19 protein-coding genes and 3 pseudogenes are annotated in these 18,028 nt (G+C 71.1%); 15 read left to right on the top strand and 7 right to left on the bottom strand.

Going from position 1 to position 18,028, the window contains the following annotated elements; all coding sequences use genetic code 11:
* Positions 1 to 22: 22 nt before the first annotated feature.
* Genes OHT74_RS39025 through OHT74_RS39015 form a run of 3 tightly spaced genes read right to left on the bottom strand, consistent with a single transcriptional unit; the run spans position 23 to position 2,563 of the window.
* Positions 23 to 1,018, bottom strand: coding sequence for an ABC transporter substrate-binding protein (locus OHT74_RS39025; protein ID WP_328622982.1), 996 nt, complete (start codon positions 1,016 to 1,018; stop codon positions 23 to 25).
* 52 nt (positions 1,019 to 1,070) lie between these two features.
* Positions 1,071 to 1,787, bottom strand: a complete 717-nt coding sequence (locus tag OHT74_RS39020) for an ABC transporter ATP-binding protein (RefSeq protein WP_328622981.1) — start codon at positions 1,785 to 1,787, stop codon at positions 1,071 to 1,073.
* A complete protein-coding gene (locus OHT74_RS39015; protein WP_328622980.1) occupies positions 1,784 to 2,563 on the bottom strand; it encodes an ABC transporter permease in 780 nt (259 codons plus the stop codon). Before OHT74_RS39015 ends, OHT74_RS39020 begins: the two co-directional genes overlap by 4 nt.
* 136 nt (positions 2,564 to 2,699) lie before the next feature.
* Here OHT74_RS39015 and OHT74_RS39010 point away from each other — a divergent pair, with 136 nt between their 5' ends.
* Complete coding sequence (locus OHT74_RS39010; protein WP_328622979.1) at positions 2,700 to 3,269, top strand: helix-turn-helix domain-containing protein; 570 nt, start codon at positions 2,700 to 2,702, stop codon at positions 3,267 to 3,269.
* Positions 3,270 to 3,319: 50 nt separating this feature from the next.
* On the opposite strand, the gene OHT74_RS39005 is transcribed toward OHT74_RS39010, so the two are convergent.
* Positions 3,320 to 4,006: a winged helix-turn-helix domain-containing protein gene (locus OHT74_RS39005; protein ID WP_443047761.1), complete on the bottom strand. Its 687-nt coding sequence runs from the start codon at positions 4,004 to 4,006 to the stop codon at positions 3,320 to 3,322.
* A gap of 521 nt (positions 4,007 to 4,527) precedes the next feature.
* Here OHT74_RS39005 and OHT74_RS39000 point away from each other — a divergent pair.
* From OHT74_RS39000 to OHT74_RS38965, 8 genes are all read left to right on the top strand, one after another.
* Positions 4,528 to 5,790, top strand: a complete 1,263-nt coding sequence (locus OHT74_RS39000; RefSeq protein WP_328622978.1) for an acyl-CoA dehydrogenase — start codon at positions 4,528 to 4,530, stop codon at positions 5,788 to 5,790.
* 129 nt (positions 5,791 to 5,919) lie between these two features.
* Positions 5,920 to 6,378, top strand: coding sequence for an RrF2 family transcriptional regulator (locus OHT74_RS38995; RefSeq protein WP_328622977.1), 459 nt, complete (start codon positions 5,920 to 5,922; stop codon positions 6,376 to 6,378).
* A gap of 136 nt (positions 6,379 to 6,514) precedes the next feature.
* Positions 6,515 to 6,613: a putative leader peptide gene (locus tag OHT74_RS38990; protein WP_323139641.1), complete on the top strand. Its 99-nt coding sequence runs from the start codon at positions 6,515 to 6,517 to the stop codon at positions 6,611 to 6,613.
* A gap of 256 nt (positions 6,614 to 6,869) precedes the next feature.
* On the top strand, positions 6,870 to 7,979 hold the full coding sequence (locus tag OHT74_RS38985; protein ID WP_328622976.1) for an ABC transporter substrate-binding protein: 1,110 nt from the start codon (positions 6,870 to 6,872) through the stop codon (positions 7,977 to 7,979).
* 34 nt (positions 7,980 to 8,013) lie between these two features.
* Complete coding sequence (locus OHT74_RS38980; protein WP_328622975.1) at positions 8,014 to 8,805, top strand: ABC transporter ATP-binding protein; 792 nt, start codon at positions 8,014 to 8,016, stop codon at positions 8,803 to 8,805.
* Positions 8,792 to 9,694: an ABC transporter permease gene (locus OHT74_RS38975; RefSeq protein ID WP_328622974.1), complete on the top strand. Its 903-nt coding sequence runs from the start codon at positions 8,792 to 8,794 to the stop codon at positions 9,692 to 9,694. The genes OHT74_RS38980 and OHT74_RS38975 overlap by 14 nt, the downstream gene beginning before the upstream one ends.
* A 401-nt stretch (positions 9,695 to 10,095) precedes the next feature.
* A complete protein-coding gene (locus OHT74_RS38970; RefSeq protein WP_328622973.1) occupies positions 10,096 to 11,499 on the top strand; it encodes a sulfatase family protein in 1,404 nt (467 codons plus the stop codon).
* Positions 11,500 to 11,570: 71 nt separating this feature from the next.
* A complete protein-coding gene (locus tag OHT74_RS38965) occupies positions 11,571 to 12,497 on the top strand; it encodes a formylglycine-generating enzyme family protein (protein ID WP_328622972.1) in 927 nt (308 codons plus the stop codon).
* 93 nt (positions 12,498 to 12,590) lie between these two features.
* Here the strand turns inward: OHT74_RS38965 and rpsN are convergent, their stop codons facing one another.
* Together rpsN and OHT74_RS38955 are read right to left on the bottom strand one after the other, a co-directional pair.
* Positions 12,591 to 12,896, bottom strand: coding sequence for a 30S ribosomal protein S14 (rpsN, locus tag OHT74_RS38960; RefSeq protein WP_328622971.1), 306 nt, complete (start codon positions 12,894 to 12,896; stop codon positions 12,591 to 12,593).
* Positions 12,896 to 13,048: pseudogene (locus tag OHT74_RS38955) on the bottom strand (bL28 family ribosomal protein); the annotation flags it as partial. The pseudogene OHT74_RS38955 and the gene rpsN, both read right to left, overlap by 1 nt.
* On the opposite strand from OHT74_RS38955, the pseudogene OHT74_RS38950 reads away from it, so the two are divergent.
* From OHT74_RS38950 to OHT74_RS38935, 4 genes and pseudogenes are all read left to right on the top strand, one after another.
* Positions 13,044 to 13,478 (top strand): annotated as a pseudogene (locus OHT74_RS38950) (GTP-binding protein); the annotation flags it as partial. The pseudogenes OHT74_RS38955 and OHT74_RS38950 sit on opposite strands and share 5 nt — an antisense overlap.
* Before the next feature lie 34 nt (positions 13,479 to 13,512).
* Positions 13,513 to 13,749 (top strand): 30S ribosomal protein S18, encoded by a 237-nt coding sequence (gene rpsR / locus OHT74_RS38945; protein ID WP_328622970.1) that lies wholly within the window; start codon positions 13,513 to 13,515, stop codon positions 13,747 to 13,749.
* A gap of 122 nt (positions 13,750 to 13,871) precedes the next feature.
* The gene (gene rpmF, locus OHT74_RS38940; protein ID WP_328622969.1) at positions 13,872 to 14,042 is read left to right on the top strand and encodes a 50S ribosomal protein L32; all 171 of its coding nucleotides are present in this window, start codon (positions 13,872 to 13,874) and stop codon (positions 14,040 to 14,042) included.
* A gap of 25 nt (positions 14,043 to 14,067) precedes the next feature.
* A pseudogene (locus OHT74_RS38935) lies at positions 14,068 to 15,223 on the top strand (GTP-binding protein).
* 178 nt (positions 15,224 to 15,401) lie between these two features.
* On the opposite strand, the gene OHT74_RS38930 reads toward OHT74_RS38935, so the two are convergent.
* Positions 15,402 to 16,040, bottom strand: a complete 639-nt coding sequence (locus tag OHT74_RS38930) for an ATP-binding cassette domain-containing protein (protein ID WP_443047648.1) — start codon at positions 16,038 to 16,040, stop codon at positions 15,402 to 15,404.
* Between the two features lie 499 nt (positions 16,041 to 16,539).
* On the opposite strand from OHT74_RS38930, the gene OHT74_RS38925 reads away from it, so the two are divergent.
* Complete coding sequence (locus tag OHT74_RS38925; protein WP_266671643.1) at positions 16,540 to 16,974, top strand: hypothetical protein; 435 nt, start codon at positions 16,540 to 16,542, stop codon at positions 16,972 to 16,974.
* Between the two features lie 199 nt (positions 16,975 to 17,173).
* Positions 17,174 to 17,623 (top strand): YceI family protein, encoded by a 450-nt coding sequence (locus tag OHT74_RS38920; protein WP_328622968.1) that lies wholly within the window; start codon positions 17,174 to 17,176, stop codon positions 17,621 to 17,623.
* The last annotated feature ends 405 nt before the right edge of the window (positions 17,624 to 18,028 follow it).

Raw genomic sequence — 18,028 nt, 5'->3', positions numbered from 1 at the left:
GGATCTCCTGTCGGGGCGTGGCTCAGTGGACGGTGACGGCGGCCGGGTCGGCGGCCGTCAGGGGTGCGGGGTGCAGATGCCGCAGCAGCGCGACGTGGTCGGCGGAGCCCGGCAGGCTCTGGGCTGCCTTCGCCCAGCCGGCCTCCTGCTCCAACTGGGCCAGCAGCTCGGGCGAGAGGGTCGCGCCGTAGCCGTAGCGGGGCTGGAAGGCGTCCACGTAGTCGGCCTGGAGCGCGCCCTTGGACTGGGCGAGTACGGCCTTTCGCGCGCCGGCCGGGTCGGCGGCGATCTCGCGCTGGGCCTTCAGCAGTGCCCGGAGGACGGCCGTGGTCGTCTCGTCGGTCGCCTTCGGGCCCGCGACGAGCAGGGTCCGTGCGGTGTAGCCGGTGAAGGGGAGCTCGGCGTAGTGGTCGCCGAGGGTGGTGCGGGCGGCGGCGTAGAAGCTGGGGAAGGTGACCCCGGCGTCCACGTCGCCGCGGGCCAGCGCCGGAGTGACCTGGTTCGGGGCGAGGTTCACCACGGTCACATCGGCGGCCGTCAGCTGCACGGAGGCGAGCATGCGTGACAGGGCGTACTCGACGTTCGTACCCTGCGGGACTCCGACCTTGCGGCCCTTCAGCGCGGCGAGGCCGGTGATCTGCCGGTCGGTCCGGGTCAGCAGGCGCCAGTCGGAGAACCGGGACAGGTCGGCGACGATCCGCAGCTCGCGCCCGCTCAGCGCTGCGGTCACCGCGGGCAGGTCGCCCACGACGCCGAGCTGCGCCTGACCGCCGAGCACGGCGCCCAGCGCGTCGCGCCCGCTGGGCTGGGTGGTCACGGTGGCGTCGATGCCCTCGGCGGACCACAGCCCGCGCTCCTGGGCCACGTGGACGGGCGCGCCGCCGAGGAGGTCGCTTCCGGCGAGGGAGACGGCGGGGTGGCCGCCGCCCGCAGCGCCGGAGCCCCCGGCACAGGCAGAGGCGAGGGCACAGAGCAGGGCCGCCGTCAACAAGGCGGCCACTGCACGGGGTCTGGGCATGGGTGGGAGTCCTTCCGGGGACGGAGGTGGGAGCAGGGAAGAGTCGGGGGCTTCAGTCGGAGCCGAGGTGACGTGAGATCAGCGAGCGCAGGTCCGGGTCGGGCGGCCCGGCGGGCACGGTGTGGTCGGCCAGCACCCGCCCGGGGGTCCCGCCGAGGACGACGACCCGTTCGGCGAGGGCCAGCGCCTCGTCGATGTCGTGCGTGACGAACAGGACGGTGGTTCCGCGGCGCTGCCACAGCTCCCGCAGCAGGGTCTGCATCCGGGTCCGGGTCAGCGCGTCCAGGGCTCCGAACGGCTCGTCCATCAGCAGCACTTCGGGCTCGGCTGCCAGGGCGCGGGCCAGTGCGACGCGCTGCTGCATGCCGCCGGACAGCTGCGCCGGGTACTTCTCGGCGCCGTCCGCCAGCCCTACCTCGGCCAGTGCCGCGAGGGCGCGCCTGCGGCGCTCCGGACGCGGCAGGCCGAGCCGCTTGAGCGCGAATTCGACGTTGCCGCGGGCGGTGCGCCAGGGGAACAGCGCGTAGTGCTGGAAGACCACGCCCCGCTCCGGGCCCGGCCCGTCCACCGGAGCGGAGCCCGCCGTCACCCGTCCTTCGGTGGGCCGCACGAACCCGGCCACCAGATTGAGAACCGTGGACTTGCCGCACCCGCTGGGCCCCAGCAACGCCGTGAACGATCCTGCCGGAAGCTCCAGATCGGTGCGCTCCAGCACCGGGGCAGCCCCGTAGTGCACCGACAGCCCCTCCAGCCGTACCCCCAGGCTCATGAGGCGCTCCAGTGCACGAACCGGCGGCCGACCGCGGCCAGTACGAGGTCGACGGCCACGCCGAGCAGTCCGAGCACGAGCAGTCCCGCGAACATCCGGTCCACGCGCAGGAACTGGCCGTCCACTTGGAGCCGGTATGCCAACCCGCGGTCCGCGCCGCCCAGTTCCGCCGCCACCAGGGCGAGCAGCGCCACCGAGGCCCCGTACCGCAACGCGGCGAGCAGTGCGGGCGCGGCGGCGGGCAGCAGCACCTCGGTGAACCGCCGGTGCAGCGGCGCCCCCAGCGACCGGGCCGCCCGCAGATGGGACGCCGGCACCCGGGACACCCCGTCGTGTACGTATAGCCAGACGGCGAGCAGCACGGCGTACGCGATGAGCAGGCGCTTGGCGGTTTCCCCGATGCCGAACCAGGCGGTCGCGAGCGGGACCAGCGCGATGGCCGGGATCGGGCGCAGGAAGGAGATGACCGGGGTGACGGCGGCGGACAGCCGGGGCAGATAGCCGGTGGCGAAGCCCAGCGCGCTGCCCACGAGGGCGCCGAGCGCGAAGCCCTGCCCGGCGCGGGCCAGGCTGGCGCCGAGATCGGCGGCCAGGATGCCGCTGCGGGCGCTGTCCGCGAGCGCGGCCGCGGTCTCACCGGGCGTGGGCAGCAGCCCCGGGGCCACCGCACCGGACCAGGCGAGCAGGCTCCACAGCGCGAGCACGGCGCCTGCCGCGGCCAGGGCCGGGCCGAGCCGGCCGGGGCTCCGGCCGGGCGGTGAGGGGGTGGCGTGCACGGGGCGGCTCCTCGTTCGGTTCCTCGTTGATAAGTGAGGTCAATAATTGACCACGCTTATGACGAGAGTGTTGCGGCAGCACGAAACCTCGCCGGAGCCCCCGGCGCTTGATGGGTGATGAGGTACGTTCACCAGCGTGTCTCGACCTGAACCCACGCCCGAGGCGATCGAGGTCGGACGGGTGATCAGGAGCTGCCGCAAACAGCGCGGCGTCTCCATGGCCGTCCTCGCCACGCTCTCCGGCCTCTCCCAGCCGTTCCTCAGCCAGCTCGAACGCGGCCTCGCCACCCCCAGCCTCAGCTCCATCTACCGGATCGCGGAGGCGCTGGACGTCACCCCGGGAACCTTCCTGCGGCCGCCCGCCCGGCCGGGTGCGGTCAGCCACGAGAGCGATCCGCAGGTGATCCGCGTCAGCGAGGCCGCCGGGCAGATCGCCCAGGTCCTCATCCCCGGCGGGCGCAGCGCGCTGATGGAGGCCTACGAGCACCACTTCGAGCCCGGCCAGGGCGAGCGCGGCTGGTTCGAGCACCCCGGCGAGGACTTCCTCTACGTACTGGAGGGCGAGATCGTCCTCGAGGTCGAGGGCGAGGAACCGCTGACCCTGCGCGCCGGCCAGAGCGCCCACCACCGGGGCGAAGTCCCGCACCGCTGCCGCCTGACGGGCCCGGCCTCCGCCCGGACCCTGCTGGTCATCGCGAACGCCTGAGAAACCTCCGGCGGTGGCGGCGGAAGTTCCACCCCCGGCCGTCCGGGGGGCTACTGGTGGTCGGGAACGTACTTGTAGCCGACGCGGCGCACGGTGGAGATGCGGTCCCGGTAGGCGGGTCCGAGCTTGCGGCGCAACCGGGCCACGTGGACATCGACCGTACGGCCGTCGCCGATGTGCCCATAACCCCAGATGCCCGAGATGAGGGCATCACGCGTGTGGACCGTGTACGGATGGGACACGAGGTGGGCCAGGAGGTCGAACTCCAGGTAGGTGAGGTCCAGTTCGCGCCCGTCGACCTCGACCAGCCGACGTGCGCGGTCGACCCGGATCGTGCCGTCGAATTCGACGGGGTCGGGGTACGGGGCCGGTTCCGGCTCGGGAGCCGCGGGCGTCCCGGGCTCGAGGGAACGGATCTCCGGGCGTATGCCGTGCGCGTCCATCAGCGCCACCGGGTCGACGTCCGCCGGCAGGAACACGAGGTATCCGACGCGGCCGCCACGGGTCCCGTCGGCGAAGGCGCCGGGCGGACGGTCGCCGACCAGTTGGAGGCGCGGGGCCGGGGCGCGGCGGATGGCGGGTGCGGGAATTGCGGTGGTCACGATGAGCCCCTTCGGCTGCGCGGATCGAGGTACGGATGCCGGGTGTTCGGGCACGTCAGGGCATGGGGTCTCCGCGACCGCGCCGACCGGGCCGGCCGGCGCGCCGCACTCCGGGCGGACCCGTACGGCTCGCAGGGCCGGGGTCACGAAAAGCGCGGGGCACGGAGCACAGAGAGAAGCGGCAGCCGGAACACCGGCGCACGTCGAGGAAACGCCCTGCCGAAAAGCCCTAAAAGGGTCGGCACATGGCGCTGGCTACGAGACGGAAGTCAACGTGCCTGCGGCGTACGAGCAACGGCTGCGACGGGGACATGGCCACATCGTGAAGTGCGCGGCGGGCACGCGTCAATACTTCCCTACTGATTACATAGGAAACGTCTGGACCTTGCCGACAGGCATCACACCGGGCGAACCCCCCGGGCGCGCGCGCCCCCTGACAGAGGATCCGGCTGCGACCCGGCCGCACAAGCCTGCCGCCGACCTGCAACGTCTTTCATCCCGAGATCGGATTGTCCACGATCCGGTCACACACTTGCCCGGAAGACCGCTTCGGGCAAGTATCCCTATCAATCCGATGGGAAAGGTGGGGATTCGGCAACCGGCCGACGCCACCCAACAACGTTCCGGAGTAGCCGACATGACCACCGCCATCCCCCATGGCACCGCTGTCCGCCCAGTCCCCGCGCCGCACAGCGACACCGGGGCCTGCCGGTGACGCCCATGCGGACCACACCCGGCCCTGCCGGACCCCGCTCCACCGACGAGCGGCGCCGCGCGCTCCTGCGCACCGCCCGCGATGTGGCGGACGACCTCGCCGCGGACGCCATCGTGCGCGATCAGGCAAGCCGCCGACCGACGAGACGGCCCGGCTGCGCGAGGCCGGCCTGCCGGCGGCGCTCACCCCGCCCGGGCCCGGCCGCGGTGCGGACTGGCGTACCGGATGCGCCGTCATACGGGAGATCGCCGCAGCGGACAGCTCTGTCGGCGACGTACTCGCCCGCCACTACGTGCACGCCTGGAGCGGACGCTTCTACGCGAGTCACGAGCACGCGACCGCCCTCGAAGAGGAGTCGGTGCGCGAGCGGTGGCTGTGGACCGGGGCGGTACGCACGCCCGCGCCCAACGGCGACACCGAGGGACCGGCCCTCACGCTGCGGCCGCGCGCCACCGGCTACGTGCTGACCGGGCGCCGGTCCGTGGACACGGCGGTGGCCGCAGCCGACCAGATCGTGGTGGACGCCGTCTGCGCCGCGACCGGCGACGTGCTGGTCGTACGGATCCCGCCCGGCTCCCAGGGCGTGACCGTCGAACCCGCCCACGATCGCCTCGGGCAGCGGGTCGCGGGCGCGGGCGAGGTCCTCCTGGACAGGGTCACCATCACACCGGGGCAGGTGCTGGGCCGCCGGCCGCACGACGAGGAGTCGACAGCGCCGTTCACCGCGCTCGCGGAGCCGGCACTCCGGCTCGCCCTGTGCCACGTCGGCCTCGGCATCGCCGAGGGCGCCCTCACCGAAGCACGCGACCTCAGCAGGGGCGGCCGCGCGCACCGGCTGCCCGGCGAGGACCCGGACCTCTTCCTGACGTACGGGGAACTCGCCTCTGCCGCTCAGACGGCCACCGCCGTGGTCGACCGGGCGACGGAGGTGACGGCGCAGGCCCTCGCCACCGGTGCGCAGCTCGATGCCGAGGTACCCGCGGGCGTCGCCGCCCTGGTCGCCACGGCCGAGGCCGTGATGTCGAAGGCCACCCTGCACATCACCGCCCGGGTGCTGGAACTCGCCGACGCCCCCGGCCTGGACCGGTTCTGGCGCAACGCCCGCGTCCTGACGGCCCACCGCCCGGTCGCGCACCGCCTGCGCTCCATCGGCGAGCACTACCTCAACGGCTCCCACCGCGCGGTGGCGGCAGCCTTCCACTGACCCGCAGGGCGCCGCTCAGGACACGGATCCGCGCCCCGGTCCCCTCGGCTGCCGGGCGCGGCTGCCCGCCCGGCAGCCTGCGGCCACCCGCGGCCGACGCCGGCCGAATCCATGCCGGATAATGGCCCTATGCGGATCTCAGCCAGGGCGGACTACGCGGTACGTGCCGCACTGCAGCTTGCCGCGGCGCAGGATGACGGGCCGGTGAAGGCCGAAGCCATCGCCGACGCCCAGGACATCCCGCACAAGTTCCTCGAGGGCATCCTGAACGACATGCGCCGAGGCGGTCTCGTGCTCAGCCAGCGCGGCGGCAACGGCGGATACCGGCTGGCGAAGCCCGCCCAGTCCATCAGCATCGCGGATGTGATCCGCGTCGTGGACGGACCCCTCGTCTCGGTGCGCGGAGTCCGCCCACCGGACCTGTCGTACACCGGTCCCGCCGAGTCGCTGCTCCCCCTGTGGATCGCGCTCCGGGCCAACGTGCGCGAGATCCTCGACGGCGTGACACTCGCCGACGTCGCGTCAGCCGACCTGCCCTCTGGCGTATCGGCGCTGACCGATACCCCCGGGGCCTGGACCAATCCCTGACCCGGCGCCCCACCTGCACTTTCTCACATAGCGAGATCTCGACGTCCAGTATCCGGTCACCCTCTTGGGACGGGTGTCCGCCTCTGCCAAGATGCCTACCAACCAGGTGGGAAAACTAGGAATCGGGGAGGTAGCCGTGCGAACACTGCACCACGCAAGCCGGATGCTGCCGCTGACCTCCCGCCTGCACATCGACCTGGTCCGTACGTCCAGCGCCATCTGTCAGCCCTGCTGACACCCTTCGCCGGGCCTGGCTCCGCGCAGGGCGCCCCCGGGCGCCGTCCCCGTCCACTCTCCATCGGCCGGGCGGGCCCCTCTGCCGATCCCACCGACGGCGCGCCTTCGAGCGCGGGCATCCGACACCTTCCATTCCTCAGCCGGCGACCGCGATCCCGCCGCCGGCGGCCGCGAGTGGGTGCGGTGTGTGCCGATGACTTCCCGCCGCCCCTCTCCGTACCTCTTTGAACACCATCCCCTGAAAGGACACCCCCGTGTCTGCCGCAAGACCGCTCACCACCCTGCGCGCCATCGCCGTCACAGCGGCCCTTCCCCTGCTGCTCACCGCCTGCGGCTACGGCTCCGAGGCGAAGAAGGACGACGACAAGGCCGGCGCCGCGGCCACCGGCGACAAGAAGCTCTCCGCTTCCGAGGTCCGTATCGGGTACTTCCCGAACCTGACGCACGCCACCGCTCTGGTCGGCCTCCAGGAGGGCCTGATCGCCAAGGAGCTGGGCGGGACCGCGATCAAGCCGCAGTCCTTCAATGCCGGCCCGTCCGAGATCGAAGCCCTCAACGGGGGCTCTCTCGACATCGGCTTCATCGGCCCCTCGCCGTCGATCAACGGCTACGTCAAGTCCAAGAGCACCAACCTGCGGATCATCTCCGGCTCGGCCTCGGGCGGCGTCAAGCTGGTCGTGAACCCGGACAAGATCAAGACCCTGGACGACGTCAAGGGCAAGAAGATCGCCACCCCGCAGAAGGGGAACACGCAGGACGTCGCGTTCCTCAACTGGATCGCGGAGAAGGGCTGGAAGGTCGACCCGGAGTCCGGCAAGGGTGACGTCTCCGTCGTCCGTACGGACAACAAGGTGACCCCGGACGCCTTCAAGCAGGGTTCCATCGACGGCGCCTGGGTGCCCGAGCCGACCGCCTCCAAGCTCGTCGCCGACGGCGGCTCCGTCCTCCTCGACGAGACCGACCTGTGGCCCGACAAGAAGTTCGTCATCACGAACGTCATCGTGTCGCAGAAGTTCCTCAAGGAACACGCCGACGTCGTCGAGGCCGTCCTGCGCGGCACCGTCAAGACCAACGAGTGGATCAACGCCAACCCCGACAAGGCCAAGGCGTCCGCCAACGCCAAGCTGGAGGCCGACGGCGGCAAGCCGCTCGACGCAAAGGTCATCGACCCGGCGTGGAAGAGCATCCTCGTCACCGACGACCCCCTGGCCACCACGCTGAAGACCGAGTCCGACTGGGCGGTCAAGGCCAAGCTCATCGAGCAGCCCGACCTCGCCGGCATCTACGACCTGACGCTCCTGAACAAGGTCCTCAAGGCCGCGGGCAAGCCCGAGGTCTCCGACGCCGGCCTCGGCGCCAAGTAACCCCGCAATCCAGCAATCCCAGGAGGTGACGACCATGGCCACCACGCTGGCCCATCCTGCAGAGGACTCCACCGCCGTCTCGCACGCCGCGCGCATCGCGCACGTCTCGAAGTCCTTCTCCGGCCCGGCCGGATCGCAGCTCGTCCTGGACGACATCAGCCTCGATGTCGCACCCGGCGAGTTCGTCACCATCCTGGGGGCCTCGGGATGCGGCAAATCCACCCTGCTCAACCTGGTCGCGGGCCTGGACAAGCCGTCCGCGGGGTCGATCGAGACCCCCGGCGGCCGTCCGGCGCTCATGTTCCAGGAGCACGCCCTCTTCCCGTGGCTCACCGCGGGCAAGAACATCGAACTCGCCCTGCGCCTGCGCGGAGTGGCCAAAGCCGACCGTAAACTGGAGGCCGAACGCCTGCTGGAACTGGTCCGCCTCGGCGGCGCATACGGCAAGCGCGTCCACGAACTGTCCGGCGGCATGCGCCAACGCGTGGCCCTGGCCCGGGCGCTCGCCCAGGACAGCCGACTCCTGCTGATGGACGAGCCGTTCGCGGCGCTCGACGCCATCACCCGCGACATCCTGCACGGCGAACTCACCCGCATCTGGGCCGAGACGAACCTGTCCGTCCTCTTCGTCACGCACAACGTGCGCGAGGCCGTCCGCCTCGCCCAGCGCGTGGTCCTGCTCTCCTCGCGGCCCGGCCGGGTCGCCAGGGAATGGACCGTGGACATCCCGCAGCCCCGCCGCATCGAGGACGCGGACGTCGCCGAGCTGTCCGTCGAGATCACTGAACACCTGCGTGGGGAGATCCGCCGCCATGGCCAGCACTGAGACCACCCCCAAGGTCGCGCCCAACGGCAAGACCGACGACCTGGCGGGCCTGGAAGCCGGACTCGACGCCCTCGACGCCGTCCAGACCCACCGGACCCCGGTCCGGGAGGTCCTCGTCAAGAAGGCACTGCCCCCGCTCCTGGCCGTCGGCCTCGTGCTCCTCGTCTGGCAGATCCTCGTCGCGGCGAAGGTCACCGACGAGACCAAGCTCCCCCCGCTGTCCGCCGTCTGGGACAGCCTGTCCCAGATGTGGCTCAAGGGCACCCTGCTGGAAGTCGTCTGGACCAGCGTCTCCCGCGGCCTGCTCGGCTTCCTCCTCGCCCTGGCCATCGGCACCCCGCTCGGCCTGATCGTCGCCCGCGTCAAGTTCGTCCGCGCCGCGATCGGCCCGATCCTCCAGGGCCTGCAGTCCCTGCCCTCGGTCGCCTGGGTGCCCCCGGCCGTGCTCTGGTTCGGCCTCAACGACGCCATGATGTACACGGTGATCCTGCTGGGCGCCGTCCCGTCCATCGCCAACGGCCTCGTCTCCGGCATCGACCAGATCCCCCCGCTCCACCTGCGCGCCGGCCGCACCCTCGGCGCCACCGGCCTGCGCGGCGCCCGGCACATCGTCATGCCCGCCGCCCTCCCCGGCTACCTCGCCGGCCTCAAGCAGGGCTGGGCCTTCTCCTGGCGCTCTCTCATGGCCGCCGAGATCATCGCCAGCTCCCCCGACCTCGGCCTCGGCCTCGGCCAGCTCCTCGAGAACGGCCGCAACAACATCGACCTGCCCGGCGTGTTCCTCGCGATCATCCTCATCCTCGTCGTCGGCATCGCCATCGACCTGCTCATCTTCAGCCCCGTCGAGCGGTACGTCCTGCGCAGCCGCGGCCTGCTGGTCAAGAGCTGACCGGCAGGCCGCGCCCGGCACTGACCAGCCACAACACCGTCCGGCAGGCGCCGGACGGTGTTGTGCGCCGAGCAGCTCATCGACCGGGCCACTTTTCACATGCCGTACATGGACCGGCTTCACCGCCGCCCCTAACCTCATCGGCATGGCAGCTGGAAGCCCTCTCACCGCGCGCCGCCACCTCGATCTGGGCAGGCTGGCGAGCGCTCTGTGTCCGATCGCCCGGGCGCGACGGTAACCACGCGTCGCCTCTTCGCAAGGGATCCCCACCCGGCACCTCGCACCGGTCCGCCCCGAAGGGGCCGACCGGTCGATGCCTGATCCTCGTCTCTCTTCCACCCCTTCACGGCAGTTTGACCTGCCGTTCCCGTACGAGCTGCGGAACCAGGAGAAGACATCCCATGAGCGACAACAGCAGACCGCGGGTGAGCCGCCGCGGATTCCTCGCCGGCACGGCGGCCGCCGCGGCCGCGGCGGCGGTTCCGGCGATCGCCCAGGTGGCGGCCGCGCCTCCCGCCGCTGCCGCGACCCGTCCCAACATCCTGCTCATCGTCACGGACGACCAGCCCAAGCACACCGAATGGGCACTGCCGAAGACCACCGCCTGGCTGGCCGACCAGGGCGTCAAGTTCACCAACGGGCACGTCACCACCCCGCTCTGCTCGCCCTCCCGGTCGTCGGTGCTCACCGGCCGCTACGCCCACCACCACGGTGTCCGCAACAACAAGGCCTCGTACCGGCTCGACCAGAGCACCACCCTCCCCCGGTACCTGAAGCAGGCCGGCTACCGCACCGGCCTGTTCGGCAAGTGGCTCAACTCCTGGACCCTGTCCGACAACCCGCCGCACTTCGAGGATTTCGCCCTGCTCCAGCCGGGCTACGTCGACGCGCAGTGGAACGTCAACGGCACGGTCCAGACGATCAACGGCTACACCACCAACATCATCAAGAACCGCGCTCTGAACTTCCTCGACAAGGCGGCGGCCGACTCCCGGCCCTGGTTCGCATACGTCACCCCGTACGCCTCCCACGGCCCGCGCACGCCCGAGGCGAAGTACGCCGGCACGGCCGTCTCCGACTGGAGCGGCAGGCCCTCCGTCCCGGAGAACGACCGCAGCGACAAACCGGCGTACATCCGGAACGCGACCGGGACCCTGGCCGACGGGAAGCAGATCCGTGCGGAACAGCTGCGCACGCTGCTCACCGTCGACGACACGGTCCAGGCGTTCAAGAACAAGCTCCAGGCGCTCGGACAACTCGACAACACCCTGGTCATCTACATCGCCGACAACGGCTTCACCTGGGCCGACCACGGATGGACCAAGAAGTCGGTCCCCTACCGCCCGGCGCACGAGGTGCCGTTCTACCTCTCGTGGCCGGCCGGCGGCCTGAGCGCCGGGACCACCGACAGCCGCATCACCGCGAACATCGACATCGCCCCCACGGTCCTCGACGCGGCCGGCATCACACCCGCCCACTCGGTGGACGGCAGGTCCCTGCTGTCCTCGTACAGCCGCGACCACCTGCTCGTCGAGTGGTGGCAGCAGGGCACCACCGCGGACGGCCCGCCCACCTGGGCCTCGTACGTATCCCAGGACAAGCAGTACACGGAGTACTACGACCTCACCACCGACGGCAACGGCAATGTGTCCGGGACGGGGCAGGTGAAGTTCCGCGAGTACTACGACCTGGCGGGCGACCCGTACCAGCTGACGAACAAGCTGTACCAGGCCACCCCGGCGGACGAGCAGAACCTGGGCATCCCCGCCCTGGCGGCGCAACTCGCCGCCGACCGCACCGCCTAGCAGTACCAGGCCGGGTGCCCGCGGCATGACCCGCGGGCGCCCGCCCCCCAACTCACAGCGACGGAGCCGCCATGCTTTCCTGCTGCACCCCCGGACACGGCGACGCCACCCCCGTCGCGCTCTCCCTCGCTCCGCCGCCACCCGGAGCCGCAGCCCAGCGGACCGCGCGGCGGCTCATCGACCTGCCGGGCGGGCGCTTCCTCATGGGCACCGACGACCCGGACTCCTTCCCGGCCGACGGCGAAGGGCCGGTACGCGAGGTCGCCGTCGACCCGTTCCGCATCGCGCCCACGACGGTGACCAACGCCCAGTTCGCCACCTTCGTCAAAGCCACCGGCCACGTCACCGAAGCCGAACACTTCGGTTTCTCCTTCGTCTTCGGCGGCTTCCTGGCCGACGACGTCGCCGCCGTCTCCGCACCCGTGGCGGCCGTCCCCTGGTGGCGGGCCGTGCCCGGCGCGAGCTGGCGGCACCCCGAGGGCGCCGGTTCGTCCGTCACCGCGCGCCAGAACCACCCCGTCATCCACGTCTCCTGGAACGACGCGCAGGCGTACTGCACCTGGTCCGGCACCCGCCTGCCCACCGAGGCCGAATGGGAGTACGCGGCCCGCGGCGGGCACGAGCAGCGGCGCTACCCGTGGGGCGACGACCTCACCCCCGGTGGCCGGCACATGTGCAACATCTGGCAGGGCGACTTCCCCACCCGCAACACCGCGGAGGACGGGTACGAGGGCACGGCACCGGCGAAGTCCTTCCGCCCCAACGGCTTCGGGCTCTACAACGTCGTCGGCAACGTATGGGAATGGTGCGCCGACCGGTTCGCACCCGGAGCCGGCCGCGTGATGCGCGGTGGCTCCTACCTCTGCCACGACTCGTACTGCAACCGCTACCGCGTCGCTGCCCGGAGCTCCAACACGCCCGACAGCTCCACCGGCAACATTGGCTTCCGCGTGGCCGCGGACAGCGGCACGGCCGCCGGGCCGACACGTCGGTCCTGACAACACCAAGCCGATTGCGGCAGGGGACGCAACGCGAAGGCCCCGCACCTCACCGCGGACGGGGACCCACGCGTCGGCGTCGGAAGTACAGTGCTACCAGGAGGACTTGGTGACTCCGGGAAGGTAGCCGGCGTGCGCCTGTTCTCGCATGCGGACGCGGGAGAGGCCGAACTTCCGCAGATGGCCGCGGGGCCGGCCGTCGACGCCGTCCCGGTTGCGCACGCGGGTGGCGCTCGCGTTGCGGGGCTGCTTGCGCAGTTCCTGCAGCGCCGCGCGCCGTTCGGCCTCCGTCGACGACGGCCGCCGCAGGACCTCCTTCAGCTCGGCACGCCGGGCGGCGTACCGCGCGACGACCGCCTTGCGCTTCTCGTTCTGCGCGATCTTGCTCTTCTTCGCCATCAGACCTTCACCCCGCGCGCGCGGATGCGGGCCACCGCGGCCTCGATGCCGATGGTGTCGATGGTCTTGATCGCCTTCGCGCTCAGGGTCAGGCGGACATGGCGGCCTTCACTCGGCAGCCAGTAGCGCTTGGCCTGGATGTTGGGGTCGACCTTCGTCTGGCACCGCCGGCGGCCCTTCCACCCCGAACGCCTCTACGAGGCACTGGAAGACCTCTGTTGCGCGGCCGCCCGCAGCCGCGGCCGTTTCTGGCTCGCCGACCGCCCCGACACCCTGCTCGCCTGGGACGCTGCGGGTGGCGCCCTGTCCGTCGAGAACGCCGGCCCCTGGCTGGCGTCCCTGCCGGACGCCGCCTGGGAACTGGTCCCCCCGATGCGCCGGGCGGCAGCCTCGCTCGACTGGCACCCCCAGCACGGCGACTGCTGCCAGCACCTCGTCTTCACCTCCCCCGGCCTCGACCGCCACGGCTTGGAGCAACTCCTCGAGTCCTGCCTGCTCACCGACACCGAATACGCGGCGGGACCCGAGGCATGGCGCAGACTCCCGGCCGCCTTCGGCCCCCTCCTCGACCCCGTCTCCTGACCACCACCCGACAACCCACACGGAAGGAACGCACATGGCTCGCCGCCAGACCCCTCACAAGCCGCTCAAGTCCCGCCCGAACCCACTGGACGCGGCAAAGATCACGTACATCGACTACAAGGACACCGATCTCCTGCGGAAGTTCATCTCCGACCGCGGCAAGATCCGCAGCCGTCGCGTCACCCGCGTGACCGCCCAGCAGCAGCGGCAGCTCTCCACCGCGATCAAGAACGCCCGCGAGACGGCCTTGCTCCCGTACGGCAGCAGGTGAGGGTCGGCGGATTCCTGCATCGGCGAAGGTTGCCTCACCGGGCGGCCGATCGTCCGCCGACGCCCACCGCTCCCTGGGCCCCGGCCCACTCCCACAACACACCGACTCACTCAGGAGATCCCATGGCCGTCCCCAAGCGGAAGACGTCCCACAGCAACACCCGCCATCGCAGGGCCCAGTGGAAGGCGACCACGCCCCGGCTCGTCCCGATCACGGTCGACGGCTCCGTGTACCAGGTGCCGCAGCGCCTGGTGAAGGCGTACGAGCCCGGCCTGATCCGCCCCGAGGGCTGAGCGGCTCACGACGACGTACGACCGACTGCCCGTGACCGTCCTGTCCGGGTTCCTCGGCGCGGGGAAGACCACCCTGCTCAACCACGTCCTCGGCAACCGCGAGGGCCTGCGGGTCGCGGTCATCGTCACCGACATGAGCGAGGTCAACATCGACGCCGCGCTCGTCCGCGGTGGCGAAGCCGCGCTGTCGCGCACCGAGGAACGACTGGTCGAGATGACCAACGGCTGCATCTGCTGCACCCTGCGCGACTACCTCCTCGAAGAGGTGGACCGGCTCGCCCTCGAGGGCCGGTTCGACTACCTGCTCATCGAGTCCAGCGGCATCTCGGAGCCCATGCCGGTCGCCGCCACGTTTTCTCCTTCCCCCGCGACGACGGGCGCCACCCTCGGCGACCTCGCCCGCCTCGACACCATGGCCACGGTCGTGGACGCCGCGAACTTCCTGCCCGAACTCGCGGGCGGCGACGAGCTCGCCGCGCGCGGCCTCGCCCCGTACGAGGACGACGAGCGCACCGTCAGCGATCTCCTCATGGACCAGATCGAGTTCGCGGACGTCATCGTCCTCAACAAGCTCGACCTGGTCGGGGCGAACCAGGGGGCACGGCTGCGCGCAACCTTCACCCGCCTCAACCCCGAGGCCCGGATCGTTCCCGCGGTCCGGGGACAGGTGACCCTCGAACAGGTGCTGGGCACTGGACTGTTCGACATCGAGCGGGCACAGCAGGCCCCCGGCTGGGTCAAGGAACTCAACGGCGACCACGTCCCCGAGACCGAGGAATACGGCATCTCCTCAGCGGTCTTCCGCTCAGACCTTCCGTTCCACTCCGGCCGGCTGTGGACCTTCGTCACCAAGGGCCTCGACAGCGGCACCTTCGGCCACATCCTGCGCTCCAAGGGCTTCTTCCGGCTCGCCAGCCGCCCGCGTGACCGGCCTGTGGTCGCAGGCCGGCGCGGTGGCCCGTTTCGAGCCGTCGGGCGCACTCGGCCCGGACACCGCCCAAGGCCAGGAGCTGGTCTTCATCGGCACGGGTCTGCGCGCCGATGCGCTGCGGGCGGCCCTTGAGGCCTGTCTGCTCAGCCCGGGCGAAGCCGTTCCCGCCGAGGACGACTTCCCAGCCTGGGAGACGTACGGCATCGACGACGCCTGCGAGCACGAGCCGGCCGTCGACGCGGCGGCCTGAAGCCCCGGGTCGGGCGGTGGTCGCAGGCACGGCATCGTCCGGCCCGGTTCGTGTCTGGCCCGGTCCACCGCGGGGGACCGGGCCAGACTGCGTGATCAGCCGTATGGGCTCGCAAGGCGAGCTGTCCCTTCTACGGCGTTCAGCAGTGCCTTCGTGGTGGTGTGCTGCGGCTTCCCGATCAGCTGACGAGCCGGGCCCATCTTGACCATACGCCCTGCGTCGAGGACCGCGATCCGGTCGGCCAGGTTCCCGGCGGCGGTGAGTCGTGGGTGATGAACACCAGGCTGAGTTCGGCGCGTTCCCTGAGCCAGGCGAGAGCGTCGAGGATGGTGTGCCGGGTGACCGCGCCGAGACCGGAGGTCACCTCGTCGCAGATGAGGACGTGCGGCTCGGCCAGCAGGGCCCGGGCGAGAGCTGCTCGCTGGAGTTCACCCCCGGAGAGCTCGCCGGGGCGGCGCTCCGCGAGGCTCTCGGTCAGGCCGAACTCCCCGAGGGTACGAAAGACCGCGTGGCGTGGGTCCTTCGGTATGGCTCCCCGGAGCCTTACGGCGCTGCGGGCGACCTGGTCGAGAACCGGGCGGTGCTCGTCGAAGGCGGCCTTCGCATCCTGGAACACGCACTGGACGGCGGCCAGTTCGGCACGGCCGCGGGCACGCAGGCTGCGTCGCAGCGGCTCCCCGTCGAGCAGGAGCGTACCGCTGCAGAGGGAGTGCAGTCCGGCCAGGCAGCGTCCGAGGGTGGTCTTGCCGCTGCCGGAACGGCCGACGAGTGCCAGGCACTCCCCCGCCACGACCGAAACCGCGATGTCGCTCAGCACATCGGCGGTCCGTTGACGGGTACGGTGCCGCGCGGTCAGGTTCCGCGTCTCCAGGCGTACGGGCCCTCGCGCGCGCCGCCCTGCTGGTGCGGGGCCGCTCCGGCATAAGGCCGTCGAGGACCGACGAGACCGGCCCGCGGTCCACGACCCGGCCGGCTCGCATCACCCCACTGGACGGCGAGCGCCGCACCGACTGGCCGGCCGGCCGCCGGACGGATCCCCTGCCGGGAACGCGGCTGAGTAACGACACGGCCGGCGCCACTCCTGTCCTGCCGCGGCAGCGGCTGTCGGCGACGAGGGCCCGCAACTGGCACCGCCGACCTCACACCCGCCCTTGCAGCCGGCCCCGGGGCCGCGGGGCAAAGTCCCGGGGGACTGGCAGATTCACCTGCACTGACCTGGTCCGGGGCTCCAGCACCCGTGTGGGTGATCGACCCCGTTTGACATGCTTCGAAGGGATGGCAGGGTGGTACGTGGGGTCAATGTTGGGAGGCTCGGCATGGCATCCGGTTGGGCACGGTGTTCCGCAGCGCGGCAGCTTCCGCTCAGGCTCACGGTCGGCGCGTTCTTCCTGAACTCCGGGCTCTCGAAACGCGGTGCGGACGAAGCCACCGCCGAGAGACTTCACCAGTTCGCCGCCACGACCTATCCGTTCCTGGGCAAGCAAGACGCCCAGAAGTTCGTCCGGCTGCTCTCCGCCGGGGAGCTCGCCATTGCCACTACTCTGCTCCTTCCGGTGGTCCCTGCCGCTGTCGCGGGGGTTGCGCTGACCGCATTCTCCGTTGGCACCCTCGGGCTCTACCTGCGTACGCCGGGGATGCGGCAGGAAGGCAGCCTGCGCCCGACCGAGCAGGGAACCGCGCTGGCCAAGGACGTCTGGATGCTGGGCATCGGCCTCTCCCTCATCGCCGAAGGCGTGAACGAACACCGGTGACGCACCACGAGCACGTCGGCCCCAACCACTGCCGTACGCGCTCTTGACCGCCGTCGGACCCGTCCTGGTTGAAGGGCAAGTCAGGGACGCACATGGCCATGACCAAATGGTTCTTCGAGCCGGGTCATACCGCGGCGGAGTTCCGCGCCAGGCACATGACGGTCACCTACGTGCTCGGGCACCAAAGAACGTGCACGGCTTGCTGGAGGTCGATCCCGACAAGCCGGAGGAGGCGCGCGTCGAGGCGACGGTCGACGCGACGCAGGTGTTCACCGGTCAGCCCCAGAGCGACGCCCACCTCCGCAGTGCAGATTTCTTCGACGTCGAGCACCACCCGACGTGGACGTTCGTCGGATCGCGCATTCAACAGGTGAGCGGAACCGGGTTCGAGGTCACCGGAGATCTCACGGTGCGTGGCGTGGCTCGCCCCGTAACCTTCGACGTCACTTACTTGGGGCAGTGGGATACCCCTTGGTGGGAGGAGGGGCGGGACCTCGGGCCCAGGCGACGGGCCGGTTTGGCCGCCATGACGCGTATCAATCGGCATGACTTCGCGGTGAGTTGGAACGATGTGGTCGACCGCGGCGGAGTGGTCGTCAGCCCCATGGTCGATGTCACGGTCGGCGTTGAGGCCGTCCTTGTCCAGTAAAACAGCCGCCTGAGCACGACCAGCTCGGGCTGCGAGCCGACCGACCAGCGAACGGCAACACTGGATGGGGCTTGGGACCTCGCCGCCCGCGCCGAAGCTTCCCTGACCACCCCCCGCTGGGACACCGGAGCCGTCTTCGCCGCCGTCGCCGCCCTGGCCGGCCCCGACCTCCCTACCCGCATGCTGCGCCGCCCCCTCCAGATTCGCACTGTTGTTCGGTCGCGTCGAACTCACCCCCGCCGACTGAGCGCGCCGGATCCAGCCGCCGCCGGGCACGTTCGTCACGGTGACGCGTACACGGGTTGCAAAGACCCCACGGGACTCGTGCCGCAGGTGCCGTCACGGTGTCCGCCTGCCAGCGGACGCCCCTGGCGATGCGGCGGCGCAGCTCCTCCGGCAAGCGGG

This window comes from Streptomyces sp. NBC_00354 (genome assembly GCF_036106915.1).
Taxonomy (GTDB): Bacteria; Actinomycetota; Actinomycetes; order Streptomycetales; family Streptomycetaceae; genus Streptomyces.
Note: the sequence above shows the minus strand (reverse complement) of the source record. Positions and strands in the feature narration are given on the sequence as shown.